The organism is Micromonospora sp. RTBAU3-60 (assembly GCF_054963695.1).
Map to the genome: position 1 here is coordinate 24,991 of NZ_JBUEGB010000012.1, position 19,687 is coordinate 44,677.

Genomic DNA, 19,687 nt, shown 5'->3' on the forward strand with positions numbered 1-19,687 from the left:
GTCGGCGGCGCTGAAGGTCGGTCACCCGGCCATCCTGCCAGGCTGCCCCGCGCCCGACCGACCCGTTATCGCTCCCGCCCCGCCGACCGGGCCCGGATCCGCTCCGGCTCCACCAACTTCGCGGTGATCCGCTCCGGCTTCGGCCATCGCACCGCCCACACCGCACCCGCCTTCTCCAACAGCCAGATCGCCCGCGCCGACGGGTCGAGCTGGCCCCGCAGCACCCCGTGCCGCGCGCTGGTCGGGTCGGCGTGGTGCAGGTTGTGCCAGCTCTCCCCGAACGACAGCAGCGCCAGCGGCCAGAAGTTCGCCGCCCGATCGCCCTGCCGCACCGCGAACGGGCGCTCCCCGTAGACGTGGCAGACCGAGTTGATCGCCCAGGTGACGTGGTGCAGCAGCGCGATCCGGACCAGCCCGCCCCAGAAGAGCGCGGTCAGGGCGCCCTGCCACGACCAGGTGAGCAGCCCGCCCATCGCGGCCGGTCCGAGCAGCGAGACCGCCACCAGCACGGGGAACAGCCGGTCGACGCGGCGGGTGGCCGGATCGGCGAGCAGGTCCGGGGCGAACCGCTCCCGGTTGGACAGTTCCCGGTTGAACAGCCAGCCGACGTGCGCGTGGAACAGCCCGCGGGTCAGCCCGCCGACGCTCTCCCCGAATCGCCACGGCGAGTGCGGGTCGCCCTCCAGGTCGGAGAAGGCGTGGTGCCGGCGGTGGTCGGCCACCCACTGGATGACCTCGCCCTGCACGGCGAACGAGCCCGCCACCGCGAGCACCACCCGCAGCCACGGTTTCGCCTTGAACGAGCCGTGGGTGAAGTAACGGTGGTAGCCGACGGTGACGCCGAGCCCGGACAGCATGTACCAGAAGGTGGCCACCAGCACATCGCTCCAGCCCAGCCAACCGCCCCAGGCGATCGGTACGGCGGCGAGCAGGGCCAGGAACGGTACGACCACGAAAGCCCAGAGGGCGACCAGGATGCCCCGGGACTGGTGGCCCTCGGTCAGCGGCTTCGGTCCGGTGTTCGGGCCGGTCAGGGCGGTCGACATGGCACCTCCCAGCGGGACGGGTTACGCCTACGTCACCGTAACCAGCGGCGGCCTAGATCGCAGCGGACAGTCTCGGATGTGAATGGACCTCCTTGTCGTACGCGCGTTCTAACCTGCGACCGTGACCGATCCGCTTGCCGAGGAGGCGCGCCGCCTACGCGTCGAGGAGCAGCTCTCCGTCCGTGCGATATGCGCCCGGCTGGGCATCGGCCGCGACCGGGCGTACTCACTGCTGCGCGGCGTGCCGCCGCCCGACTGGACCCGGCGCCCCAACGCCAAGGACGCGCTGCGGGCCGAAGCGGTGCGGCTGCGCGCCGACGGGCGATCGGTCAACGAGATCGCGCACCAGCTCGGCGTGGCGAAGTCGACCGCGTACCAGTGGGTGAAGCACCTGCCGTTGGATCCGGACGACGCGGCGGCGGAGCGGCGCCGGGCCCGCTCGAAGCTGATGACCGACGCCCGGTGGTCGGCGCATCGCGAGGCGCGGGACGCCGCGCAGGCCGCCGAGCAGGCTCGCGGGGCGGCGGCGGTCGGGGCGCTGGACGAGCGAGACCTGTTGCTGCTTGGCGCGGCCATTTACTGGTGTGAGGGCACCAAGTCGAAACCCTGGCGGCGGGACGACCACCTTCAGTTCATCAACAGCGACCCCGGGATCCTTTCGCTCTTCCTGCGCTTTCTGGCGGCGTGCGGAATCGATCGGGAAGTGCCCACGTACCGGCTGAGCATCCACGAATCGGCCGACGCCGAGTCGGCGACCCGATGGTGGGTGGAGAGACTCGGGCTACCTGCCGACCGCGTCAAGCGTGCGACTGTCAAACGGCACCGGATCGCCACGTTACGGCGGAACACGGGTGACGGCTATCACGGCTGTCTGGTGATCAACGTGCCGGGCAGTCGCGAGCTCTACTGGCGGATCGAAGGACTGGTTGCCGAAATCTTCGCCGCCACGGAGCCTGCACCAGAACGAGTCGACGATTGACTGAGAGGGTCCTCTGCCATGTGCCAGTTTCGTCGGACGGCTGTTCTAGCCTGCCGAATATGACCGACTCCCTGGCCGCAGAGGTCCGTCGTCTCCGCGCGGTGGAGCAACTGTCGGTCGGTCAGATCTGCTCACGTCTAGGCCTCGGTCGGGTCCGAGTGCAGGCGATGTTGCGGGACGTTCCGGCACCCGCATCCGTCCGACGTCGAAACGCCAAGGACGACCTGCATGCGAAGGCGCTGCAGCTGCGAGCCGACGGTCACACGGTCAACGAGATCGCCGAGCGGCTGACGGTCGCCAAGTCGACCGCCTACCAGTGGGTCAAGCATCTTCCGCTCGACTCATCGTCGAAGGTTGCCGATCAGCGGCAACGGGCCGCTGACGCGCGTCGAATGCTGAGCCGTGCGCGTCGGCGAGAACAGCGCGAGGACGCGGAACGCGAAGCGCGCGACCTGGCGGCCGAGTGGGCCGGCGCGCCGGACCTGCGGGAAACACTCCTGATCGGCGCGGTGCTCTACTTGAGTGAGGGCACCAAGAGCAAGCCGGACAATCCTCGTTATGACCTCACCTTTACGAACAGCGACCCTCGGCTGGTGGAACTGTTCATCAGGTTCGTCGAGGCCATGGGCAGGTCTCGGGAGGATCTCCGGTATCGCGTGAGCATTCATGAGAACGCGGACGCCGAGGCTGTTGGGCGGTGGTGGGCTGCAAAACTCGGGGTCGGACTGGACTGCTTCCAGCGTCCGACGCTGAAGCGACACAATCCGACAACGTCGCGGACCAACGTCGGTGAGAACTACCGCGGCTGCCTGGTGGTGCGGGTGCCGAGGTCTCGGGAGCTGTATCTCTGGATAGCAGGTGCGGTGGAGGGCCTCGCGGCAGGTCTGCCCGGTGCGAGCAACCTCGGACTGGACGCCAGCGCTAAGCTGTGAACGACCCTTCGGCCGTGGTGTAATTGGCAACACCCGGGTCTTTGGTACCCGTGTTTCAGGTTCGAACCCTGGCGGCCGAGCAAGTTTGGTTGCCGATGCCCCTTGTCGGGGTATTCGGCGGCTTCCACCGCGATCTGGTTAGCATGGCCGCGAGACTGTCGCCGTCCCGACGGGAGCCACGTCGTGTCCCAGCCCCACCTCCGCACCGTTGTCGTGCTCGCCGCCGGTGAGGGCAAGCGGATGAAGTCGGCCCTGCCCAAGGTGCTGCACCCGCTGCTCGGCCGTACCCTCCTCGGCCACGTGCTGGCCGCGGCCGCGCCGCTGCGCGCCGACCGCACGGTGGTGGTGGTCGGGCACGGTGCCGACCAGGTCCGGGCGCACCTGGCCGAGTTCGCCCCGGAGGCCACCCCGGTGCTCCAGGAGCGGCAGCTCGGCACCGGGCACGCGGTACGCATCGCGCTGGACGCCGTGCCCGAGGTCACCGGCACGGTCGTGGTGATCAACGGCGACGTGCCGCTGCTGCGGCCGGAGACCGTGGCGGCCCTGGTCGAGGCGCACGAGAGCGCCGGCGCGGCGGCGACCGTGCTGGCCGCCGAGGTGCCCGACCCGACCGGCCTGGGCCGGATCGTGCGGGACGCCGAGGGCCGGCTGGAGCAGATCGTCGAGGAGCGTGACGCCACCCCGGAGCAGCGCGGGCTGCGGGAGATCAACGCCGGCATCTACGCGTTCGACGTGGCGCGGCTGCGGGAGGCGCTGGGCAAGCTCTCCACCGACAACGAGCAGGGCGAGGAGTACCTGACCGACGTCTTCGGGCTGCTGCGGGACGCGGGCGAGCCGGTGGCGGTGCACTGCGCCCCCGACCACGTGGAGACGTTGGGCTGCAACGACCGGGTCGAGTTGGCCGCGCTGCGCCGGCTGCTGCGGGACCGGGTGAACGAGGGCTGGATGCGCACCGGGGTGAGCATCCTCGACCCGCACACCACCTGGATCGACGTGACGGTGACCGTGGAGCGGGACGCGGTGATCGACCAGAACACCCAGCTCCAGGGCGCGACGGTGGTCGAGGCGGGCGCGCTGGTCGGCCCGGACACGACGCTGGTCGACACCACGGTCGGCGCGGGCGCCAGCGTGGTGCGCAGCCACGCGGTGGGCGCGGAGGTTGGTCCGCAGGCCAGCGTCGGGCCGTACGCGTACCTGCGGCCGGAGTCGCGGCTGGCCCGCAAGGCGAAGGTCGGCACGTTCGTGGAGACCAAGAAGGTGACGATCGGCGAGGGCTCGAAGGTGCCCCACCTGTCGTACGTGGGGGACGCGACGATCGGCGAGCACAGCAACATCGGCGCCGCGACGGTCTTCGTCAACTACGACGGGGTGCGCAAGCACCACACGACGATCGGTAACCACGCGCGGACCGGGGCGGACAACATGTTCGTGGCGCCGGTGCGGGTGGGCGACGGCGCGTACACGGCGGCGGGTTCGGTGGTCGTCTCGGACGTGCCGCCGGGTGCGATGGCGGTGGCCCGGGGTCAGCAGCGCAACGTGGAGGGCTGGGTGCTGCGCAAGCGCGCTGGTACGCCGGCCGCGGAGGCGGCGCAGCGGGCCCGCGAGGGTGCGTCGGACGAGGCCTCGGCCGCAAGGGAAGGTGAGCGAATCCACGAGCGGCCGGAGACCATGGGAGGACCGGTTAACGCGGGGGATACTGCAACCGAATAGTCCCCGGCTCCACCGCCGCCGGGAACCACCGACAAACGGGAGCAGACGGGCCCATGGGCAGCATCGTCGCCGAAAACCGCAAGAGCCTGATGCTCTTCTCCGGACGTGGCTTTCCGGAGTTGGCCAAGGAGATCGGTGAGGTGCTCGGCGTCGCGCCGACGCCCACCGACTCGTACGAGTTCGCCAACGGTGAGCTCTTCGTTCGCTACAAGGACTCGGTGCGCGGTTCGGACGCCTTCGTGGTGCAGTCCGTGACGCACGGGGTCAACACCTGGGTCATGGAGACCCTGATCATGGTGGACGCGCTGAAGCGTGGTTCGGCCAAGCGGATCACGGTGGTGCTGCCGTACTACCCGTATTCGCGGCAGGACAAGAAGCACCGGGGGCGGGAGCCGATCTCGGCGCGGCTGGTGGCCGACCTGCTGAAGACGGCGGGCGCGAACCGGATCCTGACGGTCGACCTGCACACCGCGCAGATCCAGGGCTTCTTCGACGGCCCGGTGGACCACCTGTTCGCGATGGACGTGCTGGCCGAGTACGTGGAGCACCGGTACGCGGGCCGCCCGATGACGGTGGTGGCGCCGGATTCGGGCCGGGTGCGGGTGGCCGAGCGGTGGACGGACCGGCTGGGTGGCTGCCCGCTGGCCTTCATCCACAAGACGCGGGATCCGCTGAAGCCGAACCAGGTGGTGGCGAACCGGGTGGTGGGTGAGGTCGAGGGTCGGGTCTGCCTGGTCGTCGACGACATGATCGACACGGGTGGCACGATCACCAAGGCTGCCGACATCCTGAAGGAGTCTGGCGCGGCGGAGATCGTGGTCGCCTCGACCCACGCGCTGCTGTCGGATCCGGCGACCGAGCGGCTGAAGAACAGCCCGATCACCGAGGTCGTGGTGACCAACACGCTGCCGCTGCCGCCGGAGAAGCAGCTCGACAAGATCACCGTACTGTCGATCGCGCCGCTGCTGGCCCGGGCGATCCGGGAGGTCTTCGACGACGGGTCGGTGACCACCCTCTTCGGTGGTCTGAGCTGACGTTTCGCCGCCGCCCGGCGGTCGTCGTGGGCGGCCGTCGGCGGTGTGCCGGTTGTCCTGCGGGCCCGTCCCGGCGGTGATATGGGGACTGCCGGAAAGCTGGGAATCGGCTCGGGTAGACTGGTGCGGTTGCCACGGCGAGGGTGCCCGGCGGGCCGCTGAAAAGCACCGCACGGAGGCGCCGTCATCGACGCGGTGCTCCGGGCAGTCGTTCATGACGCATGAGCCCCAGCGAGCCCCTCGCCCCAGCACCGCCAGTCGACAAGCCGCCGCAGCGAAAGCATCAGGAGTTTCCCCGTGTCCGAGGTAAAGATCAGCGCCGAGCCCCGTACCGAGTTCGGCAAGGGTGGTGCCCGTCGTACCCGCCGGGCCGGCAAGGTGCCCGCCGTGCTGTACGGCCACGGCGAGAAGCCGAAGCACATCGCGCTTCCGGCGCGTGAGTTCGCCGCCGCGATCCGCAAGGGTGGTGCGAACCAGCTCTTCGCGATCGAGGTCAGCGACGGCACCCAGGTGCTGGCGCTGCCGAAGGCGATCCAGCGTGACCCGATCAAGGACACCTTCGAGCACGTCGACCTGCTGCTGGTCCGTCGCGGTGAGAAGGTCACCGTGGAGGTGCCGGTCGAGCTGACCGGTGAGGCCGCCGCGGAGACCCTGATCGTGCACGACCACGACACCCTGTCGGTGACCGCCGACGCCACCCGGGTGCCGGACCACCTGGAGGCCTCGATCGAGGGTGCCGTGCCGGGTGTCCAGGTGACCGCCGCCGACGTCAAGCTGCCGGCCGGTGTCGAGCTGGCCGCCGACCCGGAGCTGCCGGTCGCCACGGTGACCGCCGCCCCGACCGCCGAGCAGCTCGAGGCCACCCTGCCCGAGGTCGAGGAGGCCGAGGAGGAGGCGGAGGCCGAGGTCGGCGAGGAGACCGCCGAGGCTGCGGAGGGTGTTCCGGCCGAGGGCGAGCCGGCTGCCGAGGAGAAGACCGAGGCCTGATCGGTCCGCAGGCTGTGCGACAGGCGTCCCCGGTTTCCGGGGGCGCCTGTCGGCGTATCGGGGTGGCCGGCGGGTGGTGGCTGGCGGGCGACGGCTCCGGGTCGTGGCGGCGGACGCGCCGGGCTGGCGTTCGGTGGGAGAGCGGAAGGGACGTGGCGTGACGGACGAGGCGGGGCCGTGGCTGGTGGTCGGCCTGGGCAACCCCGGTCGGGAGTACGCGGGCAACCGGCACAACGTCGGCTTCATGGTGGCGGAGCTGCTGGCCGGCCGGGTGGGCGCGAAGTTCGGCCGGCACAAGCGGGCGGTGGCGGAGGTCGCCGAGGGGCGGCTGGGGTTCGGCGGTCCGAAGCTGGTGCTGCTGAAGCCGCTGACGTACATGAATCTCTCCGGTGGTCCGGTGGCCGCGCTGGCGCAGTTCCACAAGATCCCGCCTGGGCGGGTGATCGCGGTGCACGACGAGCTGGACATCCCGTACGGGCAGGTGCGGGTGAAGTGCGGCGGTGGCGAGGGCGGGCACAACGGCCTGCGGTCGATGTCGAAGTCGCTGGGCACGAAGGACTACGTCCGGGTGCGGTTCGGCATCGGCCGGCCGCCGGGGCGGCAGGATCCCGCCGACTTCGTGCTCGCGGACTTCTCCTCGGTCGAGCGCAAGGAGCTGGAGTTCCTGGTGGACCGGGCGGCGGACGTGGTGGAGTCGGTGGTGACCCGCGGGGTGGAGCCGACGCAGAACCTCTACCACGGCACCTGAGTGCCGGGCGGGGCGTGCCGGGTCCGGCTGACCGGGGCCGGTAGTCTGCGCCTTTCTGACGTGGCGGATGCCTGCGACGGGAGCGGGAGAAGATGACTAGTCCTCCGATGATCGATGGTGCCTTCGCGCGGTGGTTGGCGGCGCGTGCCGGGCAGGCGCTGATGAACCTGCGCGCGGAGATGGGCTTCGCCGATCCGGGGGCGTTGAAGTCGGCCGGGGACAAGGTCTCGCACGACCTGATCCGTACCGAGTTGGCGAAGTGGCGCGCGGGCGATGCGGTGCTGTCGGAGGAGGACGAGGGTTCGCGGCTGGCCTGGACGGCGGAGGTGAGTTCCGAGGCGGTGTCCCGGCTGAACGCGGACCGGGTGTGGATCATCGACCCGCTGGACGGCACCCGCGAGTTCTCGGAGGACGGCCGGTCGGACTGGGCGGTGCACGTGGCGCTCTGGGCGCGTAACGCGCCGACGTCGCACGGTCTGGTGGCGGGCGCGGTGGGGTTGCCGGCGCAGCATCGGGTGCTGGCCACGGACTACCCGCCGGCGTACCCGCCGATGACGTTGGAGGCGGCGACAGCGGGCGGCGGACGGACCATCCGGTTGGCGGCGAGTCGTAGCCGTCCGCCGGTTTTTCTGACCGATCTGGCAGAGGACATCGGCGCTCATCTCGTGCCGATGGGCTCCGCGGGGGCGAAGATCGCCGCTGTGGTCACCGGTGAGGTCGACGCGTACATCCATGCCGGCGGCCAGTACGAATGGGATTCGGCCGCTCCGGTCGCTGTGGCGACGGCCACCGGGCTGCACGCTTCCCGGATCGACGGTTCTGCGCTGAAATACAACGAGGCCGACCCGCGCCTGCCCGACCTGCTGGTCTGCCGCAAGGACCTCGCCAGCCGGTTGCTTGCAGCGTTGCAGAGGCATTCCGGGTAGCCTGAGCGTTCTTCTTCACGAGTCCGACCGGAAAGGTCTGGAATCCCGATGTGCGGATCCGAGCGAATCGAGTTCGTGTCATGACGGCCCCCGCCGCGTACCAGGTCTCCCACCTCGACGCGCTGGAAGCGGAGAGCATCTTCGTGATGCGTGAGGTCGTCGCCGAGATGGAGCGCCCGGTGCTCCTCTTCTCCGGCGGCAAGGATTCGATCGTGATGCTCCGGCTGGCCCAGAAGGCGTTCGCCCCGGCCAACATCCCGTTCCCGGTGATGCACGTGGACACCGGGCACAACTTCCCCGAGGTCCTGGAATACCGGGACCAGCGGGTCGCCGAGCTGGGTCTGCAGCTGATCGTGGCCAGCGTGCCCGAGGCTCTGGCCAAGGGCCTGGTCCGCGAGTCGGCGGACGGGATGCGCAACCGGATCCAGACGCCGGTGCTGCTCGACGCGGTGGAGAAGCACCGCTTCGACGCGCTCTTCGGCGGTGCCCGCCGGGACGAGGAGAAGGCGCGGGCGAAGGAGCGGGTGTTCAGCTTCCGCGACGAGTTCGGCCAGTGGGACCCGAAGAACCAGCGTCCGGAGCTGTGGGCGCTCTACAACGGCCGCCACCACCCGGGCGAGTCGATCCGGGTGTTCCCGCTGTCCAACTGGACCGAGCTGGACGTCTGGCACTACATCGCCCGGGAGCGGATCCCGCTGCCGTCGATCTACTACGCGCACGAGCGTGAGGTGATCGAGCGGGACGGCATGCTCTACGCGGTCAACGAGTTCTTCCGGGCGCGCGCCGGGGAGGTGTCGTTCAAGGCCCGAGTGCGCTACCGGACCGTGGGCGACGCCTCCTGCACCGCGGCGGTCCGCTCCGACGCGGACACGGTGGAGAAGGTGATCGAGGAGGTGGCCGCCACCCGGATCACCGAGCGCGGCGCGACCCGCGGCGACGACCGGGTCAGCGAGGCCGCCATGGAGGACCGCAAGCGGGAGGGCTACTTCTGATGAGCGCAGAGACGCTGGCACCGGACGCGACGGACGCCCAGGCTGCCGCCGGGGCCGGGCCGGAGGCCCGGCAGATGGACCTGCTGCGGTTTGCCACCGCGGGCAGTGTCGACGACGGCAAGTCGACCCTGATCGGCCGGCTGCTGTACGACACGAAGTCGCTCTTCACCGACCAGCTCGCCGCGGTCGAGGCGGTCAGCGCGGCCCGGGGCGACGAATACACCAACCTGGCGTTGCTCACCGACGGCCTGCGGGCCGAGCGGGAGCAGGGCATCACCATCGACGTGGCGTACCGCTACTTCGCCACGCCGCGGCGAAAGTTCATCATCGCCGACACTCCGGGGCACATCCAGTACACCCGGAACATGGTCACCGGCGCCTCCACGGCCGACCTGGCGCTGATCCTGGTGGACGCGCGCAAGGGCCTGGTGGAGCAGTCCCGCCGGCACGCGTTCCTCTGCTCGCTGCTGCGGGTGCCGCACCTGGTCCTCTGCGTCAACAAGATGGACCTGGTCGACTGGTCGCAGGAGGTGTTCGAGCGGATCGCCGACGAGTTCACCGCGTTCGCCGCGAAGCTCGATGTGCCGGACCTGACCGTGGTGCCGATCTCCGCGCTCAAGGGCGACAACATCGTCGCCCGCTCGGAGAACATGCCCTGGTACGAGGGCCCGTCGTTGCTGCACCACCTGGAGCGGGTGCACATCGCCTCCGACCGCAACCTGGTCGACGTGCGCTTCCCGGTGCAGTACGTGATCCGGCCGCAGTCCACCACCGTCACCGACTACCGCGGCTACGCCGGCCAGGTGGCCTCCGGCGTGCTGAAGGCCGGCGACGAGGTGATGGTGCTGCCGTCCGGCTTCACCAGCCGGATCGCGTCGGTGGAGACGGCCGACGGCCCGGTGGACGAGGCGTTCCCGCCGATGTCGGTGACGGTCCGGCTGACGGACGAGATCGACATCTCGCGCGGCGACATGATCTGCCGACCGAACAACGCCCCCACCGTCGCGCAGGACATCGAGGCGATGGTCTGCTGGATGGACGAGACCCGCCCGCTCCAGGTCGGCGGCAAGTACGCCATCAAGCACACCACCCGCTCCGCGCGGGCGATCGTGCGCGGCCTGCACTACCGGCTGGACATCAACTCGCTGCACCGGGATGAGACGGCCGGCGAGCTGAAGCTCAACGAGATCGGCCGGGTGCGGCTGCGCACCACCATCCCGCTGCTCGCCGACGAGTACCGCCGCAACCGCACCACCGGCGGCTTCGTCATCATCGACGAGGCCACCAACCGCACCGTCGGCGCCGGCATGATCGTCGAGACGGGCTGACCCTGCCCGCGCTCGGAGAAGGCCCGCGTCGCTGTCCGGCGCGGGCCTTCGCGCACCTGGCGGCAGCGAGGTCGCGGGCCTCTGCATCTGGCGGCAGCGAGGTCGCGCTCGAACAGGGAAGTAGTGGCCTCCCGCGAATTAGGAGACCACTACTTCCAGGATCGAGCACGATCTTGGCGCGGGGCGCGGGGCGCGGGGCGCGGGGCGCGGGGCGGTCAGGAGCCGGTCGCCGTACGGCGGGCGGTGAGGCGGGCCCAGGCGGTGTAGCCGAGGCGGTGGACCGCCATGCCGCCCCGGCGGCGCAGCTGTCGCCACAGTCGGAACGCCAGCACCGGGGCCACCGGAAGCAGCAGCAGCGCCGCCACCCCGGCCGCCGGGCTGTCCGCCGTCGGGGCCAGGCCGCCGAGCACCAGGGAAGCGAGCGCCGCCAGGACGAGCAGCAGGCCGGGTACGGCCGCCGCGGCGCGCGCCCACCGCCGCAGCTGCCGGCGTACCGGGTCCGGCTGCCGTCGCCAGGCGTACCCGGTCGCGCCGGCGAGGCCCACCAGGACCACTCCGGCCGCCACCGGTCGTACGCCGCCGGGCGCGGGGTCGACGAGCGCGAACACCGACCAGTACGCGAGGGCGGCGAGTGCCGTGACGTCGAACAGCCGCCAGCCCAGCGCGAGGGAGGCCACCTCGTGGGCGGTCACGTTCCAGGCGGCGCGCGGGTTCGCGGCGAGGGCGTCGCCGAAGCCGCGGGCCGCGGCGCTGGTCCGGTCCTGCCCGGCGTCGAACCTCGCCAGCTCCCGCAGCGCCGGCTCGTACGCCGGGTCGACGGCGAGCGCCCGGCCGCACGCCTCCCGCGCCGCGCGGAGCCGGCCCATCCGGGCGTGCAGGCGGGCGTCGAGCACGTGCAGTTGGGGGTTGTCGGGGGCGAGTTCCAGGGCGGTGTCGGCGTGCCGCCGGGCGGCCAGCACCCGGTTGGGGTTGCCCATCCGGAGCAGGGACTCCGCCAGGAGGCCGTGGTGTTCCCAGGAGCGGGGCGCCAACTCCAGGGCGTGCTGGGCGGCGGCTGCGGCGAACCCGGGTTCGTCGGCGGCGAGGAAGATGCGGGCCTTCTCCGCGTACAGGTGCTGTGGCGCCTTGCTCAGCCCGAGCGCCCGGTCCACCAGCCGGTTCGCCTCGGCGAGCTGGCCCAGCTCGCGGTGGCAGCGGGCCAGTTGCAGCAGCAGCCCGACGTGTTCCGGCTGCCCGGCCAGCGCCTCGCGCAGCAACTGCGCCGCCTCGGCGTGCCGGCCGATCTGGCTCAGTGCCTGGGCCCGTTCCTGGACGGCGAATCCCGTGTCGGTCACGGGTTCACCTCGGTTCGCGACTGCGGGGCTCGCAGGACCGGCTCACTCCTCGCACTCACAGGTTCACCTCGGTTCGCGACTGCGGGGCTCGCGAACTCCTCGCGCTCACGCTGCCTCCGGTTCTCCGCGCGGCCACCCACCCTACCGATCGTCCCGAGAGGACGGCCGGCCGACGGGGTTCAGTCGAGGCGGGCCGCGCCGCCGGCCGGGAGGACGGTCAGGGTGCCGGGGGCGGCGAAGCCGCGTTCGGCGTACGCGGCGGTGACGGCGTCGGCGACCGCCTGAGCGCGGTCGGCGTCGACCAGGGCGAGCACGCAGCCGCCGAAGCCGCCGCCGGTCATCCGGGCGCCGTACGCCCCGGCCGCCAGGGCGGCGTCGACTGCGGTGTCGACCTCCGGCACGGTGATCTCGAAGTCGTCCCGCATCGAGGCGTGCGAGGCGGTGAGCAGGGGGCCGATGTCGCCCACCCGGCCGGCGCGCAGCAGCGCGACGGTGTCGAGCACCCGCCGGTCCTCGGTGACCACGTGCCGGACCCGACGCCGGGTCTCGTCGTCGGGCAGCTTCGCCAGCGCCGCGTCGAGGTCGGCGACGTCCACGTCCCGCAGCGCCGGCACGCCGAGCGTCTCGGCGGCCTGCTCGCACGACTTCCGCCGGGCCGCGTACTCCCCGTCGGCGTGCCGGTGCGGGGCTCGGCTGTCCACCACCAGCATGGCCAGCCTGGCCGCCTGCAGGTCGAACGGGATCTGCTGGACGTCCTCGGTGCGGCAGTCCAGGAACAGGGCGTGCCCGGCCCGGCCGCGGATCACGGCGGACTGGTCCATGATCCCGGTGGGCGCCCCGACGTAGTCGTTCTCGGCCCGCTGGGCGAGCCGCGGCCACCGGTCGGCGGGCAGGTCCAGCCGGCCCAGCTCGACCAGAGCGGCCAGCACCGCCGCCTCGACGGCCGCCGACGAGGAGAGCCCGGAGCCGACCGGCACGTCGGAGGCGACGGCGAGCCGGGCCCCCGGCACCCGGTGGCCGGCGGCCCGCAGGGCCCAGACCACCCCGGCCACGTAGGCCGCCCAGCCGGTGACCCGGCCGGGCTGGTCGGCCTCGGCCGGGCCGAACTCGACCGGGTCGGCGTCCAGCTCCGACCAGACCGTCCAGCGTTCGTCGTCCCGCGGTGCCGCGGCGACCACGGTACGCAGCGGCAGCGCGAACGGGAGCACGAAGCCCTCGTTGTAGTCGGTGTGCTCGCCGATCAGGTTGACCCGACCGGGTGCCGCCCACCGGCCGGCCGGCTCCCCGCCGTACCGGTGGCGGAAGCCGGCGGTGGCGCGGGCGGCGACGTCGGTCGGCGGCGCGGTGGGGGTGGTGGTCACCGCTGCCCCAGGACGTGCGCCCGGTAGAAGGCCCAGGCGTCGCCGACCATGTCGTGCAGGGTGGGCTTCTGCGGCACCCAGCCCAGCTCCTCGCGGGCCAGTGCGGAGGAGGCGACCAGTTCGGCCGGGTCGCCCTCGCGGCGGGGCGCCACCTCGACCGGTACGGGGTGGCCGGTGACCTCGCGGACCACCTCGATCACCTGGCGGTTGGTGAAGCCGTTGCCGTTGCCGAGGTTGTAGATCAGGTGCTGGCCGGGAACGGCGGCGGTCAGGGCCAGCAGGTGCGCCCGGGCCAGGTCCTCGACGTGGATGTAGTCGCGGATGCAGGTGCCGTCGACGGTGGGGTAGTCGTCGCCGAAGAGTTGGAGCTTCTCGCGCCGGCCGGCCGCCACGTCGAGGGCGAGCGGGATGAGGTGGGTCTCCGGGTCGTGCCGTTCGCCGATGGCCTGCCCGTCGTGCAGGTACGCCCCGGCGACGTTGAAGTAGCGCAGCGAGACCGCGGCCAGGTTGTGCGCGATCGCCTCGGAGGTGAGCGCCATGTCGACGGCCAGCTTGGTCGCCCCGTACGTGTTGGTGGGCGCCTTGACGGCGGTCTCCGGGATGGGCACCTCGGTCGGGTTGCCGTAGACCGCGGCGGTGGAGGAGAAGACCAGCCGGGGCACCCGGGCGGCGCGTGCCGCGTCGAGCAGGGCGAACGAGCCGACGGTGTTGTTCTGCCAGTAGAGCTCCGGCTTGACCATCGACTCGCCGGCGGCGATGAGCGCGGCGAAGTGCAGCACGCCGTCGAAGCCGGCGTCGGGGGTGAGCACCCGGGCGGCCTCGTGGACCGGCAGGTCGACGTGGGTCGCCTCGGGGGCGAGGGCGGCCCGGTGGCCGGTGCGCAGGTCGTCCAGGACGGTGACCTCGTGGCCGTGGTCGAGCAGCATCCGGGTCACCACGCTGCCGATGTAGCCGGCGCCGCCGGTGACGAGCAGTTTCACGTCGGGTCCTCCTGCCTGGCCGCGTCCCGCCGCGGCCGTCCGTGATCACCCTAAGGCCGCCGACTGTGCCGCGGCTGCGCATGACCACCCGTCATTCCATCACTATCCGCCATGATTGAACAGATCCGAACATCGCCCGGAGGGCCCGGCGTGCGCTGTCTACCATCCATCTCATGCGGGAGGCAGGCGGCCGCGGGCTCCGGCGACGACCTCCGGGGCGACCGCGACCAGAGCCCGGCCCCCTCGCGCGGACCGTGGCCCGGCTCGTGGTCCGCGCCGCCGACGGCGCCACCCGCCTGGTCACCGACCTGCTTGGGGCCAGCCCGACGGCCGGCCGCGAGCGGATCAGCGAGGCCGAACTGCGCGACCTGGTCGCCGCCAACACGGTGCTCGACCCGGACGAGCGGCGGATCATCGACGAGGTGCTGGTGGCCGGTGCGCGCCTGGTCCGCGAGGTGATGGTGCCCCGCACCGAGGTGGTGTTCCTGTCCGCCGGGCTCACCGTCGCCGAGGCGGAGCGGCTGGTCCGGGTCGAGACGCACACCCGCTATCCGGTGGTCGACGGCACGCACGACGACGTGGTCGGCTTCGTGCACCTGCGGGACGTGCTGCTCCGCCCCGAGCGCGAGCGCTGCGGCACGGTGGGTGAGCTGACCCGTGAGGTGAAGCGGCTGCCGGGCAGCAAGCGGGTGCTGGCCGCGCTCACCGAGATGCGCCGCGAGGGGCACCACCTGGCCGTGGTGGTCGACGAGTACGGCGGCACCGCCGGCATCGTCACCTGCGAGGACCTGGTCGAGGAACTGGTCGGGGAGATCCACGACGAGTACGACGGCCCGCCCGACCCGGCCCACGCCGGTCTGCCCGCCGTGGTCGACGGGCGGCTCAACCTGGCCGACTTCGCCGAACGCACCGGGGTGCCGCTGCCCGCCGGGCCGTACGAGACGGTCGGCGGGTTCGTGATGGCCGCCCTGGGCCGGCTCCCGGTGGCCGGGGACGAGGTGCCGGTGGCCGCGGCCGTGGACGATCCGGGCGGGCCCGACCCGGACGACCCGCCGGGCGGCTGGCTGCTGCGGGTGCTCGCCCTGGACGGGCGGCGGGTGTCCCGGCTCGCGGTCTCCGCCGCGCGGCTGCCCGAGCAGCGGCGCGAGGTCACGGCCCCGGTCACGGCCGCCGAACACCGACCCGCCGGCCCGTCATGACGTACCCCCGGCCTTGCTGACAGAATTGCCGGCATGTCCGACGTACCCGCCCGCCCCCGCGTCTTCTCCGGCATCCAGCCGACGGCCGACTCGTTCCACCTCGGCAACTATCTGGGCGCGGTACGCCACTGGGTCGCCCTGCAGGACAGCCACGACGCCTTCTACTGCGTGGTCGACCTGCACGCGATCACCGCCGGGCACGACCCGAAGGTGCTCAAGCAGCGTTCCCGCATCGCCGCCGCGCAGCTCCTCGCCGTCGGCATCGACCCGGAGCGCAGCACCCTGTTCGTCCAGTCGCAGGTGCCCGAGCACGCCCAGCTGGCCTGGGTGCTCGGCTGCATCACCGGCTTCGGCGAGGCCAGCCGGATGACCCAGTTCAAGGACAAGGCGCAGAAGCAGGGCAGTGAGCGGGCCAGCGTCGGCCTCTTCACGTACCCGATCCTGATGGCCGCCGACATCCTGCTCTACCAGGCGCACGCGGTGCCGGTCGGCGAGGACCAGCGGCAGCACCTGGAGCTCTCCCGCGACCTGGCCCAGCGGTTCAACACCCTGTTCGGGCCGACCTTCATGATGCCCGCGCCGCACATCGTCAAGGACACCGCGAAGATCACCGACCTGCAGGACCCGACGGCCAAGATGTCGAAGTCGTCCTCGTCGCCGGCCGGCATCATCGACCTGCTGGAGGACCCGGCCCGGTCGGCCAAGAAGATCCGCTCCGCGGTCACCGACACCGGCCGCGAGATCGTCTTCGACGCCGAGGGCAAGCCGGGCATCGCCAACCTGCTGAGCATCTACTCGGCGCTGTCCGGCCGGAGCATCGACGACCTGGTCGCCGCGTACGACGGCAAGGGCTACGGCGACCTGAAGAAGGACCTCGCCGAGGTGGTTCGGGAATTCCTCACCCCGATCCAGGAGCGCACCCGCACCTACCTGGACGACCCCACCCAGCTCGACAAGCTGCTCGCGCAGGGGGCCGAGAAGGCCCGGGTGGTCGCCGAGGCGACGGTGCGGACGGTGTACGACCGGATCGGCTTCTTCCCGCCGGTCCGGTCCGCATAGCCGCGACCGGGCGCGACGGGAACGGGTGGACGCAGTCGGTGGCCGGAGGGGTGGCGCGGAGCGTGGATCGCAGGGACGGGGCGCCGGACGCCGACGATTCCATCCAGATCGGGATCGCGGTGGACATCCCCGAGCCGTGGGGCGGGATGCTCACCCGCCGCCGGGCCGAGGCCGGTGATCCCCAGGTCGTCCCGGCGCACGTCACCCTGCTCGGGCCGACCGAGATCCCGGTACGCGCGCTGCCCGCCGTCGAGGCGCACCTGGCCCGGGTGGCCGCCACCCACCTGCCGTTCACCCTGCACCTGCGTGGCACCGGCACCTTCCGCCCGGTCACCCAGGTGGTCTTCGTGGCGGTGGCGGCCGGGATCAGCGAGTGCGAGCTGCTCGCCGCCGCCATCAACGCGGCCCCCGAGCTGCACCGGGAGGCCCGCTTCCCCTACCACCCGCATGTGACGGTGGCCCAGGACGTGCCGCCCGAGGTGCTCGACAAGGTGTACGAGGACCTGGCCGACTTCTCGGCGTTGTTCGAGGTCGAGGCGTTCACCCTGTTCTCGCACAGCGGGGCGACCCGGTGGCAGCCCCGCCGCGACTTCCGGTTGGGCGGTTGAGCTGAGCGCGTGGCCGGCCCGCCGTCGGGCGGGGGATCGGTGAGGATGACGTGGTGAACGTGCTCGGCCCGATCGAGGCCGCGGTCGGTCGCCGGATCGACGCGGCCCGGCACCGGTCGCCGGCGTTCGACCACCTGTGGCGGGCCGGGGCGCTCTACGCCGGGGTGCTCGGCGGCCGGCTCGCGGCCGCGATCGCCTACTACGGCTTCTTCGCGGTTTTCGCGCTGGCCCTGGTCGGCTACTGGGTCTTCGGCGCGATCATCGAGGACAACGACGAGGTCAGCCGGGCGGCGGCGAAGTTCCTTCGGGAGAACCTGCCATTCCTCAAGCCGGACCAGATCGCGCAGAGCAGCAACACGGTCGGGGTGGTGGGCCTGGTCATCCTGGTCATCACCGGGATCGGCTGGGTGGAGGCGATCCGCTCCTCGCAGCGCCTGCTGTACGGCCTCAACCAGCAGCCCGGCAACCTGGTGGTCCGCCGCCTGGTCGACCTGGGCGTGCTGGTGGTGGTCTTCGTGATGCTCGGGGTCTCGGTGGCCGCCGTCGACGCGCTGGAGTCGCTGCTGCGCTTCCTGCTGCGCAGCACCGGGTCGGTCGGGCTGACCACGGTCAGCGCGCTGCTCAGCGTGGTGGTCAACGCGGTGCTGGCGGTGGCGCTGCTGGTGGCGGTGCCCCGGCTGCGGATGAGCCGCCGCCGGCTGCGACCGGTGGTGCTGGTGGTGGCCGTCGGCATCACCCTGCTGAACACGGTCGGCCGCTACTACGTCATGCGCACCGAGCGGAACCCGGCGTACACGGTGGTGGCCACGGCGGTGGGGCTGCTGCTCTACCTCTACCTGCTCAACCAGTTGGTGCTCTTCGGCGCGGCGCTGGCCGCCACCAGCCGGTACGGCCGGGTGGTGGACCTGGCCGAGGGCGGCGCGGCCCGGGAGGTGGACGTGGAGGTCGACGAGGTGCCCGAGCCGGGTACGCCGGGAGGGGCGGGCTGAGATGGAGATCCGGATCGACCCGGCCGCGGCGGTGCCCCCGTACGAGCAGGTGCGCGGGCAGCTCGCCGGGATGATCGGCGACGGCCGGTTGCCGGTCGGCACCCGGCTGCCCGCGGTCCGGCAGCTCGCCGGTGACCTCGGCTTGGCGGTGAACACCGTGGCCCGGGCGTACCGGGAGCTGGAGGGGGCCGGGCTGGTGGAGACCCGGGGGCGGCACGGGACCGTGGTGGCGCCGGGGCGCGACGACGCCCTCGACCGCCTGCACCGCGCCGCCACGGAGTACGCCGCCGAGGCGGTCCGCCTGGGCGTCCCACCGGAGCGCGCGCTCGCCCTGGTCCGCGCCGCCCTCGACGCCACCCACCCGGCCTGACGCCGCCGAGCAGCGCGTGGGCCATGTGACCCGCCAGGGTCCGCACAATTTCCGGGAAAAGGGGGCCTCCCGGCGCGCGGAGACCACACTTTCCGTGAATCTGCACGGATCTGCCGGGCGGGAGCGACCATGATGGGCCGGTGGGCGCACTCGTGACACTCGACCTGCCGGACGACTCGCCGATGCTCGGCCTGCCGTGGATCATCACCTTCGGCCCGCTCGGCGACGCCGACGAGTGGGAGCCGGTGGTCTGCGGCCCGTACGAGCGGCCGCACGCGCTCGCCCTGGCCGAGGCGGTGGTGGCCGAGGAGCAGTTGATGGCGGTGGTCGAGCCGTTGCTGCCGGCGCTGACCGCCGATGAGATCCGCGGCGAGATCGCGGCGTCCCAGCTCGCCGCCGAGGACGAGGCGGCCCGCGTCAACCAGGCCGACCTCTACGGCGACTTCGAGGACACCATCGACGAGGAGTTGGAGCTCGCCGCCGAGCAGGAGCCGGTGCCCGAGCCGGTGGCCCCACCCACCCGGGACGAGGTGCGGGCCGGCTTCGCCCGGATCGCCAAGCTGCTCACCAGCAAGGAGGGCTGAGCGCGCTCACCGGCGCGGTGGGTGGTCGAGTACGCAGAACTCGTTGCCCTCCGGGTCGGCGAGGACGACGAAGCCCTCCTCGCCCGACTGGCCGACGTCGACCGGGCAGGCGCCGAGCGCGAGCAGCCGGCGTACCTCGTCCCGCGGATCCCCGTCGGACACCAGGTCGAGGTGCAGCCGGTTCTTCCCGCGCTTGGGCGTACCGCTGCCCTGCAACCAGACCGTCGGGCCGGGCCGGTCCGGCGGCGGCCACAGCTTCGCGCTGCCGTCGCCGCCCTGCCGGATCTGGTAGCCGAGGGCGCGGGACCAGAAGGAGGCCATCAGTTCGAGGTCGGTGACATCGAGGGTGTACTGCGTCACGTGTGCGGTCATCACCTCGTGATACCCACCGGTCCCAGGTGGACACCGACGCCTCGGGGAGCGGACTCCCCGAGGCGCCGGCGCCACCTCACCCCCCACCACAAGGGGTCGGTTGCCCAGCCGCCCGTCGGCGCGGAGCACAACGGACGACCAGGTCAATG

Annotated in this window: 20 protein-coding genes and 1 tRNA gene; 16 read left to right on the forward strand and 5 right to left on the reverse strand. The window is 72.0% G+C overall.

Annotated elements, in window-relative coordinates:
- Positions 1-65: 65 nt before the first annotated feature.
- Complete coding sequence (locus tag ACY34I_RS14210; RefSeq protein WP_462755522.1) at positions 66-1,046, reverse strand: acyl-CoA desaturase; 981 nt, start codon at positions 1,044-1,046, stop codon at positions 66-68.
- A gap of 121 nt (positions 1,047-1,167) precedes the next feature.
- On the opposite strand from ACY34I_RS14210, the gene ACY34I_RS14215 reads away from it, so the two are divergent.
- The 10 genes from ACY34I_RS14215 to cysN all read left to right on the forward strand — a co-directional run bounded on the left by ACY34I_RS14215 (position 1,168) and on the right by cysN (position 10,682).
- Positions 1,168-2,025 carry a helix-turn-helix domain-containing protein gene (locus ACY34I_RS14215; RefSeq protein ID WP_462755523.1) on the forward strand — a complete coding sequence of 286 codons (858 nt, stop codon included), beginning with the start codon at positions 1,168-1,170 and terminating at the stop codon, positions 2,023-2,025.
- 59 nt (positions 2,026-2,084) lie between these two features.
- Complete coding sequence (locus ACY34I_RS14220; protein ID WP_462755524.1) at positions 2,085-2,957, forward strand: helix-turn-helix domain-containing protein; 873 nt, start codon at positions 2,085-2,087, stop codon at positions 2,955-2,957.
- A gap of 8 nt (positions 2,958-2,965) precedes the next feature.
- Positions 2,966-3,037, forward strand: a tRNA-Gln gene (locus ACY34I_RS14225).
- Positions 3,038-3,140: 103 nt separating this feature from the next.
- Entirely contained in the window at positions 3,141-4,667 is a 1,527-nt protein-coding gene (gene glmU / locus ACY34I_RS14230) for a bifunctional UDP-N-acetylglucosamine diphosphorylase/glucosamine-1-phosphate N-acetyltransferase GlmU (protein WP_462755525.1), read from the forward strand.
- 53 nt (positions 4,668-4,720) lie between these two features.
- Complete coding sequence (locus ACY34I_RS14235; RefSeq protein ID WP_148798753.1) at positions 4,721-5,701, forward strand: ribose-phosphate diphosphokinase; 981 nt, start codon at positions 4,721-4,723, stop codon at positions 5,699-5,701.
- Between the two features lie 297 nt (positions 5,702-5,998).
- Positions 5,999-6,688 (forward strand): 50S ribosomal protein L25/general stress protein Ctc, encoded by a 690-nt coding sequence (locus ACY34I_RS14240; RefSeq protein WP_462755526.1) that lies wholly within the window; start codon positions 5,999-6,001, stop codon positions 6,686-6,688.
- A gap of 157 nt (positions 6,689-6,845) precedes the next feature.
- Positions 6,846-7,436, forward strand: coding sequence for an aminoacyl-tRNA hydrolase (gene pth, locus ACY34I_RS14245; RefSeq protein ID WP_148798749.1), 591 nt, complete (start codon positions 6,846-6,848; stop codon positions 7,434-7,436).
- A 92-nt stretch (positions 7,437-7,528) separates the two neighbouring features.
- Positions 7,529-8,362 carry an inositol monophosphatase family protein gene (locus ACY34I_RS14250; RefSeq protein ID WP_462755527.1) on the forward strand — a complete coding sequence of 278 codons (834 nt, stop codon included), beginning with the start codon at positions 7,529-7,531 and terminating at the stop codon, positions 8,360-8,362.
- A gap of 80 nt (positions 8,363-8,442) precedes the next feature.
- On the forward strand, positions 8,443-9,354 hold the full coding sequence (cysD, locus tag ACY34I_RS14255; protein WP_462755528.1) for a sulfate adenylyltransferase subunit CysD: 912 nt from the start codon (positions 8,443-8,445) through the stop codon (positions 9,352-9,354).
- Positions 9,354-10,682, forward strand: coding sequence for a sulfate adenylyltransferase subunit CysN (gene cysN / locus ACY34I_RS14260; protein WP_462755529.1), 1,329 nt, complete (start codon positions 9,354-9,356; stop codon positions 10,680-10,682). Before cysD ends, cysN begins: the two co-directional genes overlap by 1 nt.
- Before the next feature lie 215 nt (positions 10,683-10,897).
- Here the strand turns inward: cysN and ACY34I_RS14265 are convergent, their stop codons facing one another.
- The 3 genes from ACY34I_RS14265 to galE form a co-directional block, all read right to left on the reverse strand.
- Positions 10,898-12,016, reverse strand: coding sequence for a tetratricopeptide repeat protein (locus ACY34I_RS14265; RefSeq protein WP_462755530.1), 1,119 nt, complete (start codon positions 12,014-12,016; stop codon positions 10,898-10,900).
- Between the two features lie 179 nt (positions 12,017-12,195).
- On the reverse strand, positions 12,196-13,377 hold the full coding sequence (galK, locus tag ACY34I_RS14270) for a galactokinase (RefSeq protein WP_462755531.1): 1,182 nt from the start codon (positions 13,375-13,377) through the stop codon (positions 12,196-12,198).
- Positions 13,374-14,303, reverse strand: coding sequence for a UDP-glucose 4-epimerase GalE (galE, locus tag ACY34I_RS14275; protein WP_462755644.1), 930 nt, complete (start codon positions 14,301-14,303; stop codon positions 13,374-13,376). Before galE ends, galK begins: the two co-directional genes overlap by 4 nt.
- A gap of 227 nt (positions 14,304-14,530) precedes the next feature.
- On the opposite strand from galE, the gene ACY34I_RS14280 reads away from it, so the two are divergent.
- From ACY34I_RS14280 to ACY34I_RS14305, 6 genes are all read left to right on the forward strand, one after another.
- Complete coding sequence (locus tag ACY34I_RS14280; protein ID WP_462755532.1) at positions 14,531-15,556, forward strand: hemolysin family protein; 1,026 nt, start codon at positions 14,531-14,533, stop codon at positions 15,554-15,556.
- 33 nt (positions 15,557-15,589) lie between these two features.
- Positions 15,590-16,615, forward strand: a complete 1,026-nt coding sequence (trpS, locus tag ACY34I_RS14285; RefSeq protein ID WP_462755533.1) for a tryptophan--tRNA ligase — start codon at positions 15,590-15,592, stop codon at positions 16,613-16,615.
- Positions 16,616-16,677: 62 nt separating this feature from the next.
- Positions 16,678-17,223 carry a 2'-5' RNA ligase family protein gene (locus tag ACY34I_RS14290; RefSeq protein ID WP_187413599.1) on the forward strand — a complete coding sequence of 182 codons (546 nt, stop codon included), beginning with the start codon at positions 16,678-16,680 and terminating at the stop codon, positions 17,221-17,223.
- A gap of 53 nt (positions 17,224-17,276) precedes the next feature.
- On the forward strand, positions 17,277-18,212 hold the full coding sequence (locus ACY34I_RS14295) for a YhjD/YihY/BrkB family envelope integrity protein (RefSeq protein WP_462755534.1): 936 nt from the start codon (positions 17,277-17,279) through the stop codon (positions 18,210-18,212).
- A 1-nt stretch (position 18,213) separates the two neighbouring features.
- Positions 18,214-18,582 carry a GntR family transcriptional regulator gene (locus ACY34I_RS14300; protein ID WP_462755535.1) on the forward strand — a complete coding sequence of 123 codons (369 nt, stop codon included), beginning with the start codon at positions 18,214-18,216 and terminating at the stop codon, positions 18,580-18,582.
- Between the two features lie 140 nt (positions 18,583-18,722).
- Entirely contained in the window at positions 18,723-19,166 is a 444-nt protein-coding gene (locus tag ACY34I_RS14305; RefSeq protein ID WP_462755536.1) for a hypothetical protein, read from the forward strand.
- A 6-nt stretch (positions 19,167-19,172) separates the two neighbouring features.
- Here the strand turns inward: ACY34I_RS14305 and ACY34I_RS14310 are convergent, their stop codons facing one another.
- Positions 19,173-19,538, reverse strand: coding sequence for a VOC family protein (locus tag ACY34I_RS14310; RefSeq protein WP_462755537.1), 366 nt, complete (start codon positions 19,536-19,538; stop codon positions 19,173-19,175).
- Positions 19,539-19,687 lie beyond the last annotated feature (149 nt).

What these genes read in the sequence shown, in the direction of transcription:
- ACY34I_RS14235 (WP_148798753.1), top strand. Translation starts at nt 4,721, where the DNA reads ATGGGCAGCATCGTCGCCGAAAACCGCAAGAGCCTGATGCTCTTCTCC.
- trpS (WP_462755533.1), top strand. Translation starts at nt 15,590, where the DNA reads ATGTCCGACGTACCCGCCCGCCCCCGCGTCTTCTCCGGCATCCAGCCG.
- cysD (WP_462755528.1), top strand. Translation starts at nt 8,443, where the DNA reads ATGACGGCCCCCGCCGCGTACCAGGTCTCCCACCTCGACGCGCTGGAA.
- galE (WP_462755644.1), bottom strand. Translation starts at nt 14,303, where the DNA reads ATGCTGCTCGACCACGGCCACGAGGTCACCGTCCTGGACGACCTGCGC.
- ACY34I_RS14280 (WP_462755532.1), top strand. Translation starts at nt 14,531, where the DNA reads ATGCGGGAGGCAGGCGGCCGCGGGCTCCGGCGACGACCTCCGGGGCGA.
- ACY34I_RS14220 (WP_462755524.1), top strand. Translation starts at nt 2,085, where the DNA reads ATGACCGACTCCCTGGCCGCAGAGGTCCGTCGTCTCCGCGCGGTGGAG.
- cysN (WP_462755529.1), top strand. Translation starts at nt 9,354, where the DNA reads ATGAGCGCAGAGACGCTGGCACCGGACGCGACGGACGCCCAGGCTGCC.
- ACY34I_RS14300 (WP_462755535.1), top strand. Translation starts at nt 18,214, where the DNA reads ATGGAGATCCGGATCGACCCGGCCGCGGCGGTGCCCCCGTACGAGCAG.
- ACY34I_RS14310 (WP_462755537.1), bottom strand. Translation starts at nt 19,538, where the DNA reads ATGACCGCACACGTGACGCAGTACACCCTCGATGTCACCGACCTCGAA.
- ACY34I_RS14250 (WP_462755527.1), top strand. Translation starts at nt 7,529, where the DNA reads ATGACTAGTCCTCCGATGATCGATGGTGCCTTCGCGCGGTGGTTGGCG.
- ACY34I_RS14210 (WP_462755522.1), bottom strand. Translation starts at nt 1,046, where the DNA reads ATGTCGACCGCCCTGACCGGCCCGAACACCGGACCGAAGCCGCTGACC.